Raw genomic sequence first — 19,043 nt, forward strand, 5'->3', positions numbered from 1 at the left:
ACTTAATATTGCTCCTTTGAATAATCCGCACCGAGCCACTTTTCACTCAGCTTTTTAAGCGTGCCGTCATCAATGATTTCCTGAAGGGCTTTATCAATGTCATCACTCAGCGTTTGTTCATTTTTGTTAAACATAAAGAACACTTTGGCATTTGACAGCACCCCGCCGACTGTTTTTTCTTTGATCGCGCTCGTTTTGTTTTGGAAATCGACGGCAAACGGCGTTGAAATCGTCGCATCGGCGCGGCCGGATTTCAGCTGATTGGCCGCATCGTTGGAGCCTTGGCCGGCATAAGCGATTTCAAACGGACTGCCGTGTTTTTCATTCCATTTCTTCAGCACAAGCGCACCGTTTGACGTCGGACTCGTAATAACCCGCTTCCCTTTCAAGTCATCAATGCCGTTAATGTTCCCGTTTTCTTGAAGCACCGTGATTTTCAACGGGAAGTTGTTATATGCGACTTGATTGAACAGAAATTTTTTCTCCCGTTCGGCGCTTTTTTCCATTTGATGGGCTACGATATCGACTTTATGCTGGCCGAGACTGACAAGCAGGTTGGAGAAATCCATCGTTTTAAAGGTGAAACGATAGTCCGGCAGGCGCCTGTCAAGCTCTTTCACCAGCTCAACGTCGTAGCCCGTCAATTTGCCTTTATCATCAATAAAGCAAATATTCGGAAATTGAGTTCCCGTGCCGACCGTGATGTTCTTCACGTTTTTCTGATTGCCTGATGCCGCCTCCCCGCCCGCGCCACAGGCTGATAACGCCGCCGTTGCGGCAATTGTTAATGACATGACCGCCAGTCTTATTTTCATGTGATCGCCCCGTTTTCTGCTTCAGTTATTTCGTGAAACTTGATTTTGAATAATCCGCGCCGAGCCATTTTTCACTCAGCCTTTTCAATGTGCCGTCCTTCTCCAGCTTTTGAATCGCCCGGTCCGTATCATCCGCCAGAGTTTGGCTGTTTTTATTGAACATAAAATACACCTCGGTATCCAGCAGCACATCACCGACCGTCTTTTGTTTGAACGCGTGCGTCTTATTTTGAAATTCGACGGCAAACGGCGTGGATACGGTGGCGTCAGCGCGTCCTGTCTCCATTTGGTTCGCTGTGTCATTGCCGCCCTGCCCGGCGTATTTCAAATGTATCGGGCTGCCGTGGGTTTTGTTGTATGCCGTCATATAATCCGCCGCGTTTGACGTCGCGCCGACGATCACGGTTTTCCCTTTTAAATCCCGGAGCGTGTGTATCGCGTCATTATCCGCCTTCACCGTGATGTACATCGGCGAGTAGTTATACGGGATTTTGTGATACAAAAAGCGTTTCTCCCGTTCCTTATTTTTCGCCATATTGTGCGCGATCACGTCAATTTTCCGGTTTGCAAGACTTGTAAGCAGATTCGAAAAATCCATCGTCTTAAAGACAAATTTGTATTGCGGCAGCTGTTTATCAATGGCTTTCATCACTTCAATGTCATAGCCGGTCAGCTCGCCTTTTTCATCCATAAAAGCAATGTTCGGAAAATCAGTTCCCGTGCCGACAATGACGGTCTGCACGCCGCTCCCCGCTTTTGTGCTTTCTCCTTGCCCGCACCCGGCCAGCACGCCGAGCAGCAGAAGCAGACAGCCGGCTCTGATCCGTTTTTTTATCATTGCGCCCAGCTCGGTGCGCCTAACAGAGACGCGTCAAACCGCTCCGGTATGAGCACCTTTCTCATCATGACTCCGATGTCTCCGTCTTTCTCCTGCTCAAAATACACTTCATACCCCCTCCGTCTGTACATATCCACAAGCCAGGGATGCTTGCGCGCCGAAGTGCCGAGCGTGATGGCCGGGGCCTTCAGCGTATCCCGCAGCACGTGTTCCTCCACATAAGTCAAAAGTTTGCTGCCGATGCCCTGCCCCTTCAGCTCAGGAAGCGTCGCAAACCACCAGACGAACGGATATTTTGACGGAGGCGTGTCACTCTCCCACGGAAAACGGATCGTAATGGTTGAAAGAAGCCGTCCGTCCCGTTCGAGCACGACGGCTGAATGATTTTCAATATTTTCTGTTACCATATCGATGTCGGCCCGCGCCGACGGCCAGTCAATCTCCAAATTGCGGATCGGCTGAAACGCGCTGTACAGCAGCTCTAAAAACTCCGGCGCATCCTTTTTCTCAGCCAATCGAAATATGTCTTCACTCATTCCGGTCACTCTCCCCGCAAAATATATAATTCCAATTTGTTTACTAAGCTTTGATTGTTTATACTATAAAGCAAACTGATTTATTTGACTAATCAAAAAAAGTAAAGGAAAAGTTCAAGAAAATTAATGAACAGCCGGGAGGGGATTTCGTTGGAATTACGCACCATTAAAACGTTTCATACGATCGTACAGTCAGGCAGCTTTTATAAGGCCGCCGAAATTCTGAACTACTCACAGCCGACGATTTCAATGCGGATTAAACAGCTGGAACAGGATGTAGGCGCGCAGCTGTTTGAACGGGGAAAGAAGCTGAAGCTGACAAGGGCGGGGCGGCTGTTTCATGAGCGGGCCGGGCAGCTTCTCGCGCAATACGAGGTGCTTGACCATACTCTGGCCGATATCAGACAGGGCCAGGCCGGCCTTATTCAGATCGGCATATCCGAACCGACGGCAAGCCTGATCTTCCCTGCCGTACTGCGGGGTTTCTTACATGATTATCCTGATATGTCGGTCAATGTAAGCGTGGATGATGCCAATACATGCAGCCGCAAACTGCTGGAGGGCGCCATTGATTTTGCCGTATGCGGCGAGCCGGAGCTGATTCTGGAAAATTATTTCGATCCGTTTTTCCATGACTCGCTCAATGTCATCGTGTCAGACAGACATCCCCTTGCCGCCAAAGCAAGCGTTAATCTCGAGGATTTAGAAAATGAATGTTTGATTTTTACGCCCGCCAATTGCCCGATCCGGATTCAAATTGAACAGCACCTGCAGCGGGCCATCGGCAGCCGGTATCGAAAAATGGAGCTGACAAGCAGCATGGCTCATCAATACTATGTCAGGGAACATATCGGTGTCTCAATCTTTACGGCGACGGCGCACTCAGAGCCGATCGAGGGCACGAAGGTCATTCCGATCCATAACTTAACAATTTCACCGCCGGTCGGGCTGTTGACAAACCAAAAAGAAGAGCATTTTGACTCCGCCACAAAAGATTTAATCAGCAGGATCATCGGCCGCTTTCAGCGTGATCCGCATTAAAAAAACCCCCGCTTTACGGGGGTTTTTGTACATTCATCTTATATAATGCTCCGCACCAAGCCGCCGTCGATCCGCAATGCAGATCCGTTAATGGCAGACGACAGCGGGCTGCTTAAAAAGGCAACAAAGTGAGCGATTTCTTCCGGACGGATCAACCGCTGAATGATGGACGTCGGACGATTCTCCTTCATAAATCGTCTCTCCGCCTCCGCCGCACTCAGGTTTTCACCGGGGTAAAGCGACTCGAGCATTGTTTCGACGCCCTCTGTTTTCGTGGAGCCGGGCATGACTGTATTCACCGTCACATTCGTCCCTTCCGTGAGCTCGGCCAGACTGCGTGACAGCGACAGCTGCGTCGTTTTCGTAGCGCTGTAATGGGCCATTTCCTGAGAAGGCATGACGGCCGCTTCACTCGCGATAAAGATCACCCGCCCTTCCTTACGCTCAATCATCCGCTTTGCATACCGGCGTGTCAGCCGCACGCCGCTCATGATATTCACCTCGAAAAACCGGAGCCACTCTTCGTCAGGAATATCAAAGTATTCCGCAGGTTCAAAGATTCCTAAATTGTTGACGAGAATATCCACATCAGGGTACTGCTGAAAAATCGCGCCGCATCCTTCCGCCGTGCCTAAATCAAATGCGGCCGGATAGAGACGGGCATCCGGCGTCTGTTTCTCTAGTTCCCGGATCGTTTCGTTCACCTTTTCTTCACGGCGGCCATTAATGATCACGGCCGCACCTTCTGCAATCAGCGAAGCCGCAATCGCCTTCCCGATGCCTGACGTAGATCCCGTCACAAGCGCCGTCTTCCCTTTCAACTGCAAATCCATCATTCATTCCTCCCTATCGCAAGTCTCTTCTTATATATGGACAGAAATCGAAAGCCTGAAACCTTCCGTCCCTATTATCGGATAGAAAAATGGATGAGGGGAAGTACGCACTTTTTAGTGCCTGTCCGTTGTCCCGGCTGACGGCTGATCGATTTGAATGACAAACCGATTCCCTAACTCCTCTTGAGCCTCTTGAAACAGCTCCAAGACATCATCAGCATCCGAACCCAATGCCTTTTGACTGGCCTCAAAATTCTTCCACACCAAAGTCAGCGGAAGTTCGATCCAGCCTGTCAGACAATCCCATAAGGCATTCAGATTTTCACCATAAAAGTCCGGGAAATCTAATTGATCTTTTAAGATTCGGTGTAAAGCTTCTGTGCTTGTAACATCTTTTCCGTCTATGATGACGATTTCCATTTACATTCACTCCTTTTTTTCGGCATGAAAAAACCGCAGTGCGTCATGTGACGGCACTGCGGTTCCTCTGTTATGTATGGAGACGGTGGGAGTCGAACCCACGTCCAGAAACATCGATTACTTAAGCGTCTACGAGCGTAGCCTGCATATTTCGTGTTTCACTCGTCTTCGTGCCTGCGGGCGGGCCTTCCGAGAGCTAGTCTGTCAGTCTCTTCTTACGTTCTCAGACGGGAACGCAAGCGTAGCCTACTTGGATGTGCTCTTCACGGACACATAGGCAATGTCAGGAAGAGCTCGCTGCGTTTATTAGGCAGCTAGTGCTAAGTTTTGGTTAAAACTTTTAGTTTTGCCAGTTATATTTAGGTGCGTGTTAACGAGATCGCCTCTCGGCTCGCAGCTCAAGCTCGATCCATCCCTGTCGAATCCGTAACGTCCCCTTGTTAAGGGTATACGGGAGATCTATCAAGCTCTTGCTCAACTGGCTGTACTGTTATTATATCATGATCACAGACAAATTCAATTGGGAATGTCTTCAATAAACAGCCTGTGAATCTGATGTGTGAACAGTATAGCACAGGGCATATCATCACATCAAGGCTCAGGCATCAGAAGCCTTTTTGTCTGTCTCTGAACGCTCTTTCGATTTCTCTTTTGGCGTCTTTTCGTTTTAAATCTTCGCGTTTATCGTATGTTTTCTTCCCTTTTCCGAGGCCGATTAACACTTTGGCAAAGCCGTTTTTCAAGTACAGCTTCAGTGGCACGAGGGAATAGCCTTTCTCTTTCGTCAGGCCGATCAGCTTATTGATTTCTTTCCGGTGCATCAAAAGCTTTCTCGTCCGAAGCGGGTCGTGGTTATAACGGTTTCCCTGCTCGTACGGGCTGATGTGCATGTTGTGTAGGAACACTTCGCCGCGCTCGATTTTCGCAAAGGAATCCTTCATGTTTACGCGGCCGGCGCGGATGGACTTAATCTCCGTTCCCTGCAGCACGATGCCTGTTTCATAGGTTTCTTCTATAAAGTAATCATGGTTTGCTTTTTTGTTTTGCGATAATACTTTGCCTGATCCTTTTGGCATGCCTTATCCTCCTCTCTCCGCAAAAACCGTTCATGTGTGCGATACGCTTTATTTTAGCAAAAGGAGCGTTCCGCGACAATGAAAATGCGGCTTGCGAAAGAAAGCAAACAGAGCATTTTGCCCCATTTGCTTTTCGCATTTACTTCTTCTTTTTGCGTTTTTGTTTCGGCGCGTTTTGGAAACCGCGTTTTTTCTTTTTCTTCTTCGGTTTTGTAAACCATTCCCCTTTTTCCTCCGATTTCGGCGGTGAAGCCGGGGTATTGCTGTTTAACACGCGTTTCCGCGCCGGTCTGCCGCGTTTTCTGCGGTCGCCTGTTGTTTCTCTCGGACGGCGGGTGCCTTTCATGCCGACAATTTCAAAGTCGATGTTTCTCTCATCTTTATTGACGTCGACGACTTTGACCGTGATTTCGTCTCCGATCCGGTAAACGTTGCCCGTGCGTTCACCGATCATGGCGAAATGCTGCTCGTCAAAACGGTAATAATCATCCGTCATAAAGCTGACGTGCACAAGCCCTTCAATCGTATTCGGCAGCTCGACAAACATTCCGAAATTCGTGACGGAACTGATCATGCCGTCAAATTCCTCGCCGATTTTATCAAGCATATATTCCGCTTTTTTCAGATCGTCCGTTTCCCGCTCGGCATCAACGGCGCGACGTTCCATCGTTGACGTATGATCAGCGATTTCCGGAAGGCGTTCGGCCCACTTTTCTTGAGTCGCTTCGTCCGATTGTCCGTTGATCAAATACGTTCTGATCAGCCTGTGAACGATTAAGTCAGGATAGCGGCGGATCGGCGATGTGAAGTGCGTATAAAATTCAGTCGCCAGCCCGAAATGGCCCAGGCTTTGCGGGTCGTATTTCGCCTGCTTCATGGAACGGAGCATGACGGTTGAAATCACCGTTTCTTCCGGACGGTCCCGCACTTCGTCAAGAATGCTTTGCAACGCGCGCGGATGAATGTCTCCGGCTTTCCCTTTGACGATATAACCGAATGTCGTGACGAACTCCAGAAACTTTTGCAGTTTTTCGGCGTTCGGCTCTTCGTGAATCCGGTAAATAAACGGCACGTTCATCCAATGGAAGTGCTCGGCCACCGTTTCGTTTGCGACAAGCATGAATTCTTCGATCAGCTTTTCCGCTACTGAGCGCTCTCTGATGACGACGTCTTTAACGGCGCCTTCCTCATCGACGAGCACCTTCGCTTCTTTGAAATCAAAATCTACGGCGCCGCGGTCCATCCGTTTCGCCCGGAGAATTTCCGCCAGACGTTCCATGTCTTTAAACATCGGGACGAGCGGCTCGTATCTTTCTTTCAGCTCGGCGTCGTCTTCTGTGAGAATCCGGTTGACATCTGAATAGGTCATTCTTTCCGTCGTTTTAATGACGCTTTGGAAGATCTCGTGCTCTGTCACCTGTCCCTGCTGGTTGATTGTCATTTCGCAGGAAAGCGTCAGCCGGTCGACCTTCGGATTTAAAGAACAGATTCCGTTAGACAGTCTGTGCGGAATCATCGGAATGACCCGGTCAACCAAGTACACGCTTGTCCCTCTTTCCAGCGCTTCTTTGTCAATCGGGGAATTCTCCGTGACGTAATGGCTGACGTCGGCAATATGAACGCCGAGCTTGTAGCTGCCGTTATCAAGCTTTGTTACAGTGACGGCGTCATCCAGATCCTTCGCATCGGCGCCGTCAATGGTGACAATGACCTGATCGCGGAGATCACGGCGGTCTTTAATGTCTTTTTCATCGATAGTATCGGGCGTGCTTGTTGCCTGCTCCATCACTTCAGCCGGAAAATCTCCCGGCAGGCCGTGCTTATGGATGATGGATAAAATATCGATGCCCGGATCATTTTTATGGCCGAGTATTTCAACGATTTCTCCTTCGGCGTTCATTCTGCCTTCAGGGTAGCTTGTCAGTTTGACGACGACTTTATGGCCTTCCGCAGCGCCGTTATTGGCATGTTTCGGAATAAAAATATCACTCGTGATTTTCTTATCATCCGGGATGACAAAGCCGAAGCTTTTCGTTTCTGTGTATGTGCCCACGACGCGGTCGATGCTTCTTTCCAGGATGCGGATGACCGTGCCTTCCTGTCTCGATCCGCTTGACTGGGAATTGAGCCGCACCATGACGATATCGCCGTTCATGGCCGTATTCAGCTCATTCGGCGGAATAAACACATCGCTTAAAGAGGTATCCTCCGGCAATAGAAACGCGAATCCCTTTGCATGCGCGGAAATTTTTCCTTTTACTAAATTCATTTTTTCCGGAAGCCCGTAGCGGTTGCTTCTGGTGCGGACGATCTGTCCCGTCTCCTCGAGCGCCACCAGCGCTTTTACCAGCTCTTTAAATTCATCTGCTTCCGTGATGTTCAGCATCTCCTCGAGTTCCTGAACGGTAAGGGGCTTGTACGCCTCTTCCTTCATAAACGCGAGAAGACGGTCCATAAACGCTTCTTTTTCCATTATTCGACCTCCTGTTTGTTACCAATCGAGTTTCTCTAAAAATTCGTACACATCCTGATGAACGAGGTCCCGTTCTTTATCGAGCGTAATGACATGGCCTGATTCTTCATACCATTTCAGCTGTTTGTCGTCCGTTTCCACCTCGTTGTAAATGATGTTCGCACTTTCTGTATTAATCATATGGTCATGCCGTGCCTGAACCACAAATGTCGGGGAATAGATCATGTCGACGTTTTTGCGCACATCGGCAATCAGCTCCTGAAGCGATTTGAGCGTATTCATCGGTGTTTTTTCAAACTCCTTCATTTCCTTTTCAATCTGCTCCGGCTGTTTTCCTTCGAATTTTTTATAATTGCGCGCGTAGGAGAGAACTCCTTCGTACATAACCTCTTCACTTTTAATGTGCATCGGCGCACACATAGGAACAATTCCCTTTATGGGTACAGTGTAACCCAATTTCAATGAAAAAACCCCGCCAAGCGACAGTCCGCAGGCCGCAATGTTTTCATAGCCTTCAGACCGTAAATATTCATAACCGTCCATGACGTCTTTCCACCAATCTTCAGGCCCCGTATGTACCAGCTCTTCCGGCGGAACGCCGTGCCCTTTATATTGAGGCGCGTGACAAGTGTAGCCGCGCTCATTCAAGTAGCGGCCGAGCATTCTGACGTCTGCCGTATTTCCCGTAAATCCGTGCAGCAGAAGCACCGCTTTGTCTCCGCCTTTAAATGTAAATGGTTTTGGTGTCACAATTTTCATGCTCATAACCCCTTTTTTGCACATTCAATTTAGTTTTCCACAGTTTTGCGAGAAACAAACGCCGTCTCTCAACAAGAAAAAGGCCTGATATTAAATCAGACCTTATACAAACATTGCCTTATACGATATACGCCAGCGAAATCGTCAACACGAAAAACAAGACTGCCAGCACAACGGTTGTGCGGTGAAGAATCAGATCAAGGCCCCTTGCTTTCTGTTTTCCGAAAAGCTGCTCCGCCCCGCCTGAAATTGCACCCGATAATCCGGCGCTTTTGCTGGTTTGAAGCAATACGACAATAATAAGTGCAATACTGACGATAACCAATAAGGTAATCAATAATGTGTGCATCCCATACACCTCCAGACTGACTGGCCTACATTGCTTCTATTTTACATGAAAAACAAAGGCATGTCACGCCGTATCGGTGCACATCATGTCAGAAAAACGGAAATGCGTTTGAATCTTCCATCATCATTGACTTTTGTCAACAAAGTCGTAGTAAAAAAGATCTTCAAATTTCATGTCAAAGTAATAGAGCATTTTTCCGATGACCAGCTGGCCCGGCCTCCGCTCTCCATTCAGTACACGGCTCAGTGTGGCGGGAGATATTCCGATCTCCAGGGCGAGCTGGTTTAACGAGTAGTCATTATTGACCATATACTGCAGCACATAATCTCTTCTGATCTGTATCTTTTCGACCACTTTCTTCACCTTCCGTTCTGTCAAATACTTTCTTTCTTATACATAAGATACGGCTTTTGTTAACTTTTGTCTTTTCCAGCCTGGCTATTCCCTTTAGTCAATAAACATACTAGAATATAAATAGACCGCGGGAGGGGGAGAGACTGTGGAAAGCTTCGGGAAACAATTGCGGACATTGCGGGAGAAAAGGCATCTGACAGTGAACCAGCTGGCAACGTATTCAGGCGTCAGCGCCGCGGGAATCTCGCGGATTGAAAACGGCAAACGCGGGGTGCCGAAACCTGCAACCATTAAAAAGCTCGCAGATGCGTTAAAAATCCCGTATGAGGAACTGATGCAGACGGCGGGATACATAGAGACCGTCCAGGAAACGAGAGCCCCGTACGACACGGGCTGCACCTTGCTGGAAAAAGCCGAAACGTATGAGCTGCATGATTTATCCCTTTTGGAGCGGGAGAACTGGCGGCACCTGTCGAAAGAAGACTTGGTTCTGCTTGATAAATACTTTGCGTTCTTATCGGCGGAAGCCAAAAAAAGAACAAACGAAGACTCATGACTTTGCACATGTGAGGCGATCTTATTGAACACATTCGGAAAGCAATTAAGAGAGCTGCGCCGCGCCCGGAAGCTTACCGTCAATCAGCTTGCCGTCTATTCCGGCGTCAGCTCGGCGACCATTTCCAGAATTGAAAACGGGCACCGCGGCATTCCTAAACCCGCGACCATCCGAAAATTGGCGGACACATTAAAAATTCCGTACGAAGAGTTAATGGCGCGGGCCGGACACATCAAGGCATTTCAGGAGGAAATCCGCGAAACCTCCGAAAGCTATCAATCCATCTGCGCCATCTATCAGACCGCCGTTGACAGAGGCGCGGAGCATCTGCCGCTGTTTGACAGCAAAAAGTGGCAGCACTTCACAAAAGAAGATATTGAAAGCGTCAGCAAATACTTTGATTTTATCGCGGCTGAAGCGAAAAAGCGCTCCCCGGATTCCTCATCCTCTTTTTGATCCTCTCCTCAACTTAACAAGCGCCAGACGTACGTTCCCTCCGATTTTGCGGTATAATAGCTGAAGACGAGGTGAAAAAGCATGAACCAATCAGAAATGTGCCCCAGATTCGAAAAAGCGGTCGACATCCTAAGTAAACGCTGGGTGGCTCTAATCGTCTTTCAGTTATTGAACGGACAGCAGCGATTTAGCGAAATTGAAGCGGCGCTTCCGAATTTAAGCGGAAGAGTCTTGTCAGAACGTCTGAAAGAACTTGAAACAGAAGGTGTCATCAAACGGGATGTTATCCCCGAAACGCCTGTCCGCATTGAGTATTCATTAACGGAAAAAGGCTGCGCATTAGCCCCTATTTTAGAGGAAATTTCCAAGTGGTCTTCACAATGGATTGATCCTTCCTAATAAACTCTTTTCCGCATAAGCGGCTGATCTCTCAAACGGACAGCCGTTTTTATTTTTGCTTTTCTTAAACAGAAAAACAAGCCCTCAGGCGTGCAGGGCTTGTTTTTGTCTGACGCCTTCCAGCGGAATTCGAATCTCCGCCCGGGCTCCTCCAGACTCCTGATTTTCAAGTATTAATTCGCCGTGGTGAAGATGTACGACATGATGGGCGAATGTAAGCCCCATGCCGTGATGCCCCGCCGAATGTCTGCTTTTATCCTCCGTGTAAAAAAGCTGTGTCGCTCTTTTCAGCGCTTCCGGCGCGAACCCGCTTCCGCTGTCGGATACGGCAAGATGGAGGGCGGAATCGGTGCACAGGACGTCCACACGGATTTCCCCTCCTTCCGGCGTATAGTCGACGGCATTTGCCGCGATATTCATGACCGCCCTGTGGAGCAGCTCATGATCGATCGGCGCTTCTATTCGGTCAATTCCCCGTTCGCTGAGGACGAGATCAATCTGTTTCGGCCCCGCAAGCGCCGCCGCGTCACGATATATGTTTTGAATCCACTCTTTGAGGTCGGTATATTCCACATGAACGGCAACTGCCTCCTCCGCTTTGGAAAGCTGGATCAGCTGCCCGACATAATGCTCGATTTTGTTACCGGCATCCAGAATATACTGCGCATATTCCGCCTGCTCCTCATCAGGTTCTGTTAACTGAAGCAGCTCGGCATTTCCTTTAATAATCGTTGCCGGAATTTTAATATCATGCGCAAGCGCGCCGATTTGTTCTTTCTTGATCCGCTCCGCCTCCCATTGCGCCGCCAGAGATGCCTGAAGCGCGTCTTTCATTTTCAGCAGAGAGTCAATGACATCGTCAAATTCTTTTATGCGCGACCTTTTTGGATTGATATTTAAATTCTGTTTTTGAATGCTTGCCGTAATGGAGCTGAGTGTGCTGAAATGCCGTCTCAGCTGATTGGCAAAACGCGTCGTCACGATAAAAACGGTCAAAAGAAGCAAAGTGATCAGAATCGTAAGCCCCGTCCATTCATAATTCGGCAGATAGCGCCTTAACAGCGGCGACTGAAATTCAGACCTGAGTGAATATTGGAGAACGCCGTATTCATCTTTCCGATTTATCACCATGAATCCTTTTTGAGCATAATTAAAATACGGCTGATGCTGAATCTTTTTTCTGGCGTTGGCCGCATCTTGTTCCGTCATCGTTCCTTTTGTCATCCGCTTTGTTTTTTTATCAAAAACGGCGTATGTCATACCTGCGGGAATCATGTCTTCGGTTATCTTTTCCGCTGATTTCAGGCGGGGTTTGATCTGTTCCGCCTCATGCTCGCTGTAGTTTGCGGGCAGGATCGCTCCGGCATTCATGGCAATGGCATTTAAGGCGACACATAATGCCGCCACCCCCATCGTGCTCAGACACAGCGTGATGGTAAATTTGACAAGCTCTTTGCGGATGCTGGATTTTCCTTTTGCTATTCCCATTTGTATCCGACACCCCACACCGTTTTGATCGGATCAGCCCCGTGTTCTTTACATTTTTTCCGGATGGTTCTGATAAACTCCGTAATGGTTGAATAGAGCGCATCGCCGTCCAAGCCGTACACTTCCTCGTAAATCTGCTCCCGTGAGAATGTTCTGTTTTTATGCTGTGCCAGACATTCAACGATTTTATATTCGTTTTTCGTAAGAGGCAGTTTCCGGTCATCAATCCATACTTCTTTATTGTCAAAATCAAACATGAAGCCTGATATCAGCCGTTTCGTCTGATGCTTTTCACGCCGTTCCCTTCTGACATGTGCGTTTACCCTTGCCATCAATTCCTGTACGCCGAACGGCTTTGTGATGTAATCATCAGCGCCTGTCATGAGGCCTTTCACAATGGATTCTTCGTCAGACTTTGCCGTTAAAAACAGGATCGGGCTGTCCACCAGCGGCCGAATCCGCCGGCAGAGTTCAATCCCGTCCGTTCCGGGCATCATGACATCGAGAAGAATCAAATCATAGCCTTGAAAAAAATCCAATGACTGATCCTCCGCTTTTTCCAGAATCGTTACTGTATGCTGATCACGCTGTAAAATGTTTCTGATCAGAACGAGAATATCTTTTTCATCATCAATTGCTAAAATGTTTGCCACCGGCCGAATCGCTCCTTGCCTTTATTCATATGAACGCCGCCCTTCCCACCTTCTGCACCAATAGAGGCCGGCCAGACATAATATCACTATAGAAAAATATAACATTATTTCTCCGAATCTCATATCGTATCTTACATAAGGGAGGAACTCTTTTTTGACTTTGTCAAAATGCAGCAGTCCTGCAAGGCCTGAAAGCCGCACGCTCCACGCCCACGGAACAAAACGCCATATGATATCGCCAAGTCCCGTATTCATGAGCGCCGCCATTAATAATCCCGCACCTCCTAAAAGCCCGGACGGTCCCATGCCGTACTTTATGCCGACAAAAAAAGACATCATATAAAGCGGAATACTGCCGGCAATCAGCCACGCCCCTCCTTTTAAAAAGAGAAGATACGGGAGGTCATTGATGTGAAGAACAAATTTCATCCCCGCCAAATAAAGACAGATGGCGAGAACTATCGATAACACATTCAAGAGCAGCAATAGAAGCAGCTTGCCCGCAAAACTGACGATTTTAGAATACGGAACCGCCAGCATCATCTGAAAATGGCCCGCCTGTTCCTCGACGGAGGCAGACATGCCGCAGACAATACTGATGATTAAAGGGTATAAAACGGCAATCGCGCTGAAAAACACACTGTACAGCATATAAGGCTCATGAACCCTTCCATACATATACAAAAGGAAAAATCCCGCGCATAAAACCGGCGCCGCAACATGCATCCATATGAGCGGCGTGCGCTTCATTTTTAATACATCGGCCCACATATATCGTAAAAGCACGGTCATGACCGGTTTCCCCCTTTTGAAAAAGACACGGCGGAAACAAAACTTATTGCGATAAAAGAAAGAATAGAAAGAATAATAGCCGGAATGATTACGTTTCCGTTTAATAAGCCGCTGTTTGCGGGAAGCGGAATTCCGTTCGGATGGATCCCGAGAATCGGTGACATCACCCGGACTGACCAGCTCCATGGGCTCAGCCACCACAATGAACCGGACGCCGGCACAATACCAAAAACAAAGGCGGCCATCATATTCATGAGGATGACTGCCGTAAACCCAAACTGTCTGGCAATCCATAAGCAGAACGGAATTTCCCAAAGCGTCGTTAGCCATAAAAGGGAGCCTGCTTCAACGCCTTTCAGCTGCAGCGCAGCAATTCCCGGAAATACAAGGCCAAGCAAAAACATGATGATGAAAAAGACGATTTGCGACAGGAGTGAATACAGCGCGATCAAGCTTATTTTCGAGAACCATATGCTCTTCAAGTCAGCCGGCAGTGAGTACACCGCACGGTCATTCGCAGATTTTTTCTCTTTTTTAACAGATAAACCGCACAATAGAGCAATCATGAGCGGCATGAAAATAACCGCCCACCAATTGAACGTGCCCGTCATAAAATAAGCCGTATTCAGCAGAAAAGAAAAAGCCGTGTTCAGAAGCGGAATCAGAATGATCAGCTTTCTGATAAATGTTCTTTTAGATGTAAGATGTTCCGCCTGCATGTACTGAATCATTTCCCAGTCCCCACTTTCTCCCGTGTTGATTTGACAACCTCCAGAAACAGCCGCTCCAGATCGTCTTCCCGGCTGATTTCTCCCTGATATCCTAAAACGCCGTCACTGATGATTCCGATATGGTCTGCGATCTGCTCGACTTCTGATAACAGGTGGCTTGATAAAATAACCGTTATTCCCTGTCCGGGCAGGGAGCGGATAAATTCCCGCAAATCCTGAATTCCCATCGGGTCCAATCCGTTTGTCGGCTCATCAAGAATTAAAAGCGACGGACGGTTTAATAATGCTAACGCAATGCCGAGACGCTGTTTCATCCCCATGGAAAATTGTCCGGCACGCTTTTTTCCGGTTCCCGTTAATCCCGTGATTTCCAGCACTTCCGCAATCCTTGAATCAGGCAGTCCGAGCATAACGCAGCGGACTTTCAGATTTTCAGCGGCTGTCAGGTTGCTGTAAAGCGGCGGCGCTTCAATCAGGGAACCGATGCTTTTCAAATCTTCGCGCTTCCATGTATGTCCGTCGAACAGAACCTCGCCGGATGTTTGCTGCAGCATGCCGGTCAATATTTTAAGTGTCGTTGATTTTCCCGCGCCATTCGGACCGAGCAGGCCGTATATACTGTTGCGCTTTACTGATAGAGACACATCAGCCACTGCCTGTTGTCTGCCGAATGATTTTTGCAGCTGTCTCGTTTCTAAGATGTTGCTCATTTGATTACCCCTCTGCTTTGTTATTTGATATGTAAGACTTTACAGCGCAGTTATCAAAATTTAATCAAGAAATCAAAAAAAGCATCCTTCACGCGGAAGAATGCTTTTTTTCATGAGGCTGAGCGTACGATCAGCTTTCTTTTTTGTTTTTTCACAGGGCTGAGGGCTCGTTCCAGCCACGCCATCAGCAGGTCTGCGGCTACCGCCATCAGCGCGGTCGGGATGGCGCCCGCCAGAATAATGGCGGTTCCGTTTGTCGCGTTCGACCCTCTGACGATCATATCGCCGAGGCCGCCCGCCCCGACGAAGGTGCCGATCGCCGTGATGCCGATGGCAATGACGAGCGCCGTTCGAAGACCCGCCATAATGACGGAAAGCGCAAGCGGCAGCTCCACCATACGAAGGATTTGGTATTTCGTCATACCCATCGCTTTTCCCGACTCGAGATAAGCGTGCTCGATATTGATAATGCCCGTGTGCGTATTTCTGAGAATCGGCAGCAGGGAATACAAAAACAAAGCCGTGATGACCGTATTGGCGCCGAGTCCCATGACGAGCATCAGGACGGCGAGCATCGCAAGCGCCGGAACGGTTTGAATCACGTTCGCCACAGCAAACACCCAGCCGGCGAGACGCCCGTGCCTTGCTGTCACAATTCCGGCCGGAATGGCGAAAACGGCGGCGAAAACGACGCCGTACGCCGACATGAGAAAGTGCCGCCAGCACTCATACAGAACATAGCTGCCATTTTGAGCGTAATACGCAAACAGCTCCTTCATCGTGTCCATCCGCACATCTCCTTTCCGTTATTCAAAGTAATGATGTTTTTCTAAATATTCCTTAGCCACGACTGACGGCTCTTTTAATCGGCCGTCAACTTCGTAATTCATTTTCTGCATCATCTTTGTATCAATCGCGCCGATCATTTTATTGATCACGCCCTCCAGTTCGGGATGCTCTTTTAATACATGATCCGGAACGACGGGTGAACAGTCATACGGAGGAAAGAACCGCTTATCATCCTTCAGCGTTTTCAGTCCGTAAGCGATGATTCTTCCGTCGGTGGAATAAGCGAGCGCGATATCCATCTTCCTGCTTTTCAGCGCGTCGTAAACGAGGCCGATCTGCATCGGATACGTGCCTTCAAATGACATTCCGTACGTTTTCATAAAATCCTGATATCCGTTGCCTCTCAGCTTCATCCAGTAGTTGTCTACGCCGAATTTCAGATGAGACGCTTCTTTTTTGACATCGGATACCGATTCTAAATGGTACTTGCGGGCAAGCTGTCCGGAAACGGTAAAGACGTATGTATTATCAAAGCCGTAAGAATCAAACCATTTCATGTCATATCTGTTTTGAAATTCACGCTGAACGAGCCGCAGCGCTTTTTCCGGGTCTTTTTCCGGCTCCATGCGAAGCGTCCCGGTCAGCGCGTCACCTGTATAGCGTGTAGCGGCGATATCAATATCACCGTTGATCAAGGATTGCTGCTGTACGGCATTGGAGCCGAGATTTTTAATAACGGATGTTTTTAACCCGCTGTGATGTTCGATCATCTGCCCGAGCATGCTCGCGATGATTTCTGATTCGGTCATGCTTTGCGCGCCGATTTTAATGGTATCCTCCGATGCGGTGCTCAACCCCGGGAGCGAGCATCCGCCAAGGAGCAGCATGCCGATACAGGCGATTGCGAGCAGCCGTTTTTTGCATCTATTCCCCATGAGAGACCTCCTCCTTATGAAGCATCCTTTATGCTCTTCAGCCCGTCAGGCGTGACTTTCCGTTCTGTCATCCCCAGCATATAATCGACAGCGGCCGCCAGCATTGTGACCGGAACAGCGCCTGCGATAATATACTCCGGCTGATAAAGGTTCAAGCCGATAAAAATGTAATCTCCCAGCCCGCCTCCGCCGATAAAGGAAGCGAGCGTCGCCCAGCCGATTAAATAAATCGAAGACGTCCGGATGCCCGCCATGATGACCGGAGCGGCAAGCGGGAGCTCTACAAGCCTGATCTGCTCCCATGCCGTCATGCCGATTCCTTTTCCCGATTCCAGAAGATGCCGATTGACGCCGAGAATCCCCGTATACGTGTTTCTGAGAATCGGCAGCATGGAATAGAAAAACAGCGCCGCAACGGCCGGGACCTTTCCTACGCCTAAAAGCGGAATAAAAAACGCAAGAATGGCAAGACTCGGCAAGGTTTGAATGATGTTGACGATGCCGATGAAGGCGCCGGCTCCTCTTTTCATCCTCGTCAGCAGGACGCCGAGCGGAACGGCGGCGAGAATGCCCGCCATGACGGCGATTAATGAGATGTACAGATGCTCCCATGTTTTATAAAGCATCTCTCCTCCATTTGCCTGTAAAAATTGCACGGTCTGATTCATATCAATTGAAGCCTCCTCATGACATCACCGCGAGCTGATTCTCTTCTCCCCAGATGGAGTCATAGACGATGTCAACGAGGCTTGCCCTTGTCACGATTCCCGTTAAACGGCCGGCTTCATCAAGGACCGGCACAAATTTCATGCCTCTTTTTAAAATTTTATGGACGGCGTCGCGAAGCAGAGTGCCGCTTCTGACCGTGTACAGATCCCGTTCAAGTACTTCCGCGACGGTTACCGCCTGTCTTCGTTTGCGGTCAATCATCTCCACATCGACATAACCTTGGAGAACGTTCTTTTCATCAATGACGAGCAGCGAATCCACCCGCTCGGCACGCATCAGCTGAATGGCGGCTGACAGTGTTTTCTCAGGTGTTACCGTCACAGGATCGGGATTCATGATCTGCTCCACCCGTTCAATATCAGGGCTGGATGATTGGATCAGCCGTTCCTTGCCGATAAACTCCTCAACAAATTCATTCGCCGGAAATCTGAGAATCTCATCAGGCGTTCCGGCCTGGACGATTTCTCCCGCTTTCAGAATGACGATTCTGTCCGCAAGCTTGATGGCTTCGTCCATATCATGGGTAACAAATACGATGGTTTTATGTAAGGTTTTTTGCAGTTTTTTAAATTCTTCCTGAAGGGAATCTCTCGTAATCGGGTCAAGCGCCCCGAACGGTTCATCCATTAAGATGAGCGGCGGCTCTGCGGCAAGTGCCCGTAATACACCTATTCGCTGCTGCTGTCCTCCGCTCAGTTCATGAGGGTAACGGTCTAAATATTCAGGTCCCATATCAACGAGCTTTAAAAGCTCCCGCGCCCGTTCCTTCCGTTTTTCGGCAGGATGCTTTAAAAGCTTCGGAACGAGGGTAATGTTCTGCTGAATGGTCATATGCGGAAACAGCCCGATCTGCTGGATGACATAGCCGATGCTTCTTCTGAGTTCCACCGGGTCTTGTTCCATAATGTTTCGGCCCTCTATCAGGATTCTGCCTTCTGTCGGTTCAATTAAGCGGTTGATCATTTTCATCGTCGTCGTTTTGCCGCAGCCGCTCGGTCCGATAAAACAAATAAATTCACCTTTGGCGATATTCAGGTTGATGCTGTTGACGGCTTTTTTCCCGCCTTTATACATTTTCGAGACATTTTCTAATGTCAGCAAACACTCACACCTCCATAATTAAGTTTATTCAATTCGTTAAATTCAAATTTAACTTTTCAGACAATTGAACGTTTCCCATTATAAATTAAACTTTGTAAATTAAAAAGTTTACAATTTGTCCATATTATATATAAAGGTTGTGTAAGCACTGATTAACCCGTATTGACCGGCAAAGTTCTTCTTATTGCTCCGGATTACTGCCAAATTCTC

The 19,043-nt window shown here is 48.5% G+C and carries 23 protein-coding genes and 1 other RNA gene; 4 read left to right on the plus strand and 20 right to left on the minus strand.

The features are described from left to right. Positions 1-2: 2 nt before the first annotated feature. From HWY38_RS01745 to HWY38_RS01755, 3 genes are read right to left on the minus strand one after another with little or no spacing between them, the layout of a single operon-like run. Positions 3-815, minus strand: coding sequence for an amino acid ABC transporter substrate-binding protein (locus HWY38_RS01745; protein ID WP_224181142.1), 813 nt, complete (start codon positions 813-815; stop codon positions 3-5). Between the two features lie 25 nt (positions 816-840). Continuing rightward, positions 841-1,653 carry an amino acid ABC transporter substrate-binding protein gene (locus tag HWY38_RS01750; RefSeq protein WP_224181143.1) on the minus strand — a complete coding sequence of 271 codons (813 nt, stop codon included), beginning with the start codon at positions 1,651-1,653 and terminating at the stop codon, positions 841-843. Then, entirely contained in the window at positions 1,650-2,189 is a 540-nt protein-coding gene (locus HWY38_RS01755) for a GNAT family N-acetyltransferase (RefSeq protein ID WP_044801832.1), read from the minus strand. Before HWY38_RS01755 ends, HWY38_RS01750 begins: the two co-directional genes overlap by 4 nt. A 150-nt stretch (positions 2,190-2,339) precedes the next feature. Here HWY38_RS01755 and HWY38_RS01760 point away from each other — a divergent pair, with 150 nt between their 5' ends. Then, entirely contained in the window at positions 2,340-3,230 is an 891-nt protein-coding gene (locus HWY38_RS01760) for a LysR family transcriptional regulator (protein ID WP_224181144.1), read from the plus strand. 38 nt (positions 3,231-3,268) lie between these two features. Here the strand turns inward: HWY38_RS01760 and HWY38_RS01765 are convergent, their stop codons facing one another. The 8 genes from HWY38_RS01765 to HWY38_RS01800 all read right to left on the minus strand — a co-directional run bounded on the left by HWY38_RS01765 (position 3,269) and on the right by HWY38_RS01800 (position 9,449). Continuing rightward, complete coding sequence (locus HWY38_RS01765; RefSeq protein ID WP_032876460.1) at positions 3,269-4,063, minus strand: SDR family NAD(P)-dependent oxidoreductase; 795 nt, start codon at positions 4,061-4,063, stop codon at positions 3,269-3,271. 114 nt (positions 4,064-4,177) lie between these two features. Then, on the minus strand, positions 4,178-4,483 hold the full coding sequence (locus HWY38_RS01770) for a barstar family protein (protein WP_015240594.1): 306 nt from the start codon (positions 4,481-4,483) through the stop codon (positions 4,178-4,180). Positions 4,484-4,557: 74 nt separating this feature from the next. Continuing rightward, positions 4,558-4,920, minus strand: a transfer-messenger RNA (tmRNA) gene (gene ssrA, locus HWY38_RS01775). A gap of 168 nt (positions 4,921-5,088) precedes the next feature. Next, entirely contained in the window at positions 5,089-5,559 is a 471-nt protein-coding gene (gene smpB, locus HWY38_RS01780) for an SsrA-binding protein (protein WP_003151688.1), read from the minus strand. A 139-nt stretch (positions 5,560-5,698) separates the two neighbouring features. After that, positions 5,699-8,032 carry a ribonuclease R gene (gene rnr, locus HWY38_RS01785; protein ID WP_021494134.1) on the minus strand — a complete coding sequence of 778 codons (2,334 nt, stop codon included), beginning with the start codon at positions 8,030-8,032 and terminating at the stop codon, positions 5,699-5,701. Between the two features lie 18 nt (positions 8,033-8,050). Beyond that, positions 8,051-8,791: an alpha/beta hydrolase gene (locus HWY38_RS01790; RefSeq protein WP_007409986.1), complete on the minus strand. Its 741-nt coding sequence runs from the start codon at positions 8,789-8,791 to the stop codon at positions 8,051-8,053. A gap of 118 nt (positions 8,792-8,909) precedes the next feature. Continuing rightward, the gene (gene secG / locus HWY38_RS01795; protein ID WP_003151681.1) at positions 8,910-9,140 is read right to left on the minus strand and encodes a preprotein translocase subunit SecG; all 231 of its coding nucleotides are present in this window, start codon (positions 9,138-9,140) and stop codon (positions 8,910-8,912) included. 123 nt (positions 9,141-9,263) lie between these two features. Beyond that, positions 9,264-9,449, minus strand: a complete 186-nt coding sequence (locus tag HWY38_RS01800; protein ID WP_087920807.1) for a helix-turn-helix domain-containing protein — start codon at positions 9,447-9,449, stop codon at positions 9,264-9,266. A gap of 190 nt (positions 9,450-9,639) precedes the next feature. Between HWY38_RS01800 and HWY38_RS01805 the strand changes: the two genes are divergently transcribed. The 3 genes from HWY38_RS01805 to HWY38_RS01815 all read left to right on the plus strand — a co-directional run bounded on the left by HWY38_RS01805 (position 9,640) and on the right by HWY38_RS01815 (position 10,905). Beyond that, positions 9,640-10,050, plus strand: a complete 411-nt coding sequence (locus HWY38_RS01805; protein ID WP_003151677.1) for a helix-turn-helix domain-containing protein — start codon at positions 9,640-9,642, stop codon at positions 10,048-10,050. A gap of 24 nt (positions 10,051-10,074) precedes the next feature. Beyond that, positions 10,075-10,506: a helix-turn-helix domain-containing protein gene (locus HWY38_RS01810; RefSeq protein ID WP_003151674.1), complete on the plus strand. Its 432-nt coding sequence runs from the start codon at positions 10,075-10,077 to the stop codon at positions 10,504-10,506. Positions 10,507-10,587: 81 nt separating this feature from the next. Next, on the plus strand, positions 10,588-10,905 hold the full coding sequence (locus HWY38_RS01815) for a winged helix-turn-helix transcriptional regulator (protein WP_007613812.1): 318 nt from the start codon (positions 10,588-10,590) through the stop codon (positions 10,903-10,905). Positions 10,906-10,989: 84 nt separating this feature from the next. Here the strand turns inward: HWY38_RS01815 and HWY38_RS01820 are convergent, their stop codons facing one another. From HWY38_RS01820 to HWY38_RS01860, 9 genes are all read right to left on the minus strand, one after another. Next, positions 10,990-12,393, minus strand: coding sequence for a sensor histidine kinase (locus HWY38_RS01820; protein WP_224181145.1), 1,404 nt, complete (start codon positions 12,391-12,393; stop codon positions 10,990-10,992). Then, a complete protein-coding gene (locus HWY38_RS01825) occupies positions 12,384-13,046 on the minus strand; it encodes a response regulator transcription factor (RefSeq protein WP_007613820.1) in 663 nt (220 codons plus the stop codon). The genes HWY38_RS01820 and HWY38_RS01825 overlap by 10 nt, the downstream gene beginning before the upstream one ends. Before the next feature lie 21 nt (positions 13,047-13,067). Next, on the minus strand, positions 13,068-13,838 hold the full coding sequence (locus HWY38_RS01830; RefSeq protein WP_224181146.1) for a lantibiotic immunity ABC transporter MutG family permease subunit: 771 nt from the start codon (positions 13,836-13,838) through the stop codon (positions 13,068-13,070). Beyond that, positions 13,835-14,569, minus strand: a complete 735-nt coding sequence (locus tag HWY38_RS01835; protein WP_224181147.1) for a lantibiotic immunity ABC transporter MutE/EpiE family permease subunit — start codon at positions 14,567-14,569, stop codon at positions 13,835-13,837. The genes HWY38_RS01830 and HWY38_RS01835 overlap by 4 nt, the downstream gene beginning before the upstream one ends. Beyond that, the gene (locus HWY38_RS01840) at positions 14,566-15,279 is read right to left on the minus strand and encodes a lantibiotic protection ABC transporter ATP-binding protein (protein WP_224181148.1); all 714 of its coding nucleotides are present in this window, start codon (positions 15,277-15,279) and stop codon (positions 14,566-14,568) included. The genes HWY38_RS01835 and HWY38_RS01840 overlap by 4 nt, the downstream gene beginning before the upstream one ends. Before the next feature lie 110 nt (positions 15,280-15,389). After that, positions 15,390-16,067, minus strand: a complete 678-nt coding sequence (locus tag HWY38_RS01845) for an ABC transporter permease (protein ID WP_224181149.1) — start codon at positions 16,065-16,067, stop codon at positions 15,390-15,392. Positions 16,068-16,085: 18 nt separating this feature from the next. After that, positions 16,086-17,003: an osmoprotectant ABC transporter substrate-binding protein gene (locus HWY38_RS01850; RefSeq protein ID WP_374761541.1), complete on the minus strand. Its 918-nt coding sequence runs from the start codon at positions 17,001-17,003 to the stop codon at positions 16,086-16,088. A gap of 14 nt (positions 17,004-17,017) precedes the next feature. Further along, positions 17,018-17,671 carry an ABC transporter permease gene (locus HWY38_RS01855; RefSeq protein ID WP_224181150.1) on the minus strand — a complete coding sequence of 218 codons (654 nt, stop codon included), beginning with the start codon at positions 17,669-17,671 and terminating at the stop codon, positions 17,018-17,020. Positions 17,672-17,687: 16 nt separating this feature from the next. Further along, complete coding sequence (locus HWY38_RS01860) at positions 17,688-18,833, minus strand: betaine/proline/choline family ABC transporter ATP-binding protein (RefSeq protein WP_014418902.1); 1,146 nt, start codon at positions 18,831-18,833, stop codon at positions 17,688-17,690. Between the last annotated feature and the right edge of the window lie 210 nt (positions 18,834-19,043).

Origin of the sequence: Bacillus sp. KS1 (genome assembly GCF_020075515.1) — a bacterium.
Classification (GTDB): Bacteria; Bacillota; Bacilli; order Bacillales; family Bacillaceae; genus Bacillus; species Bacillus velezensis.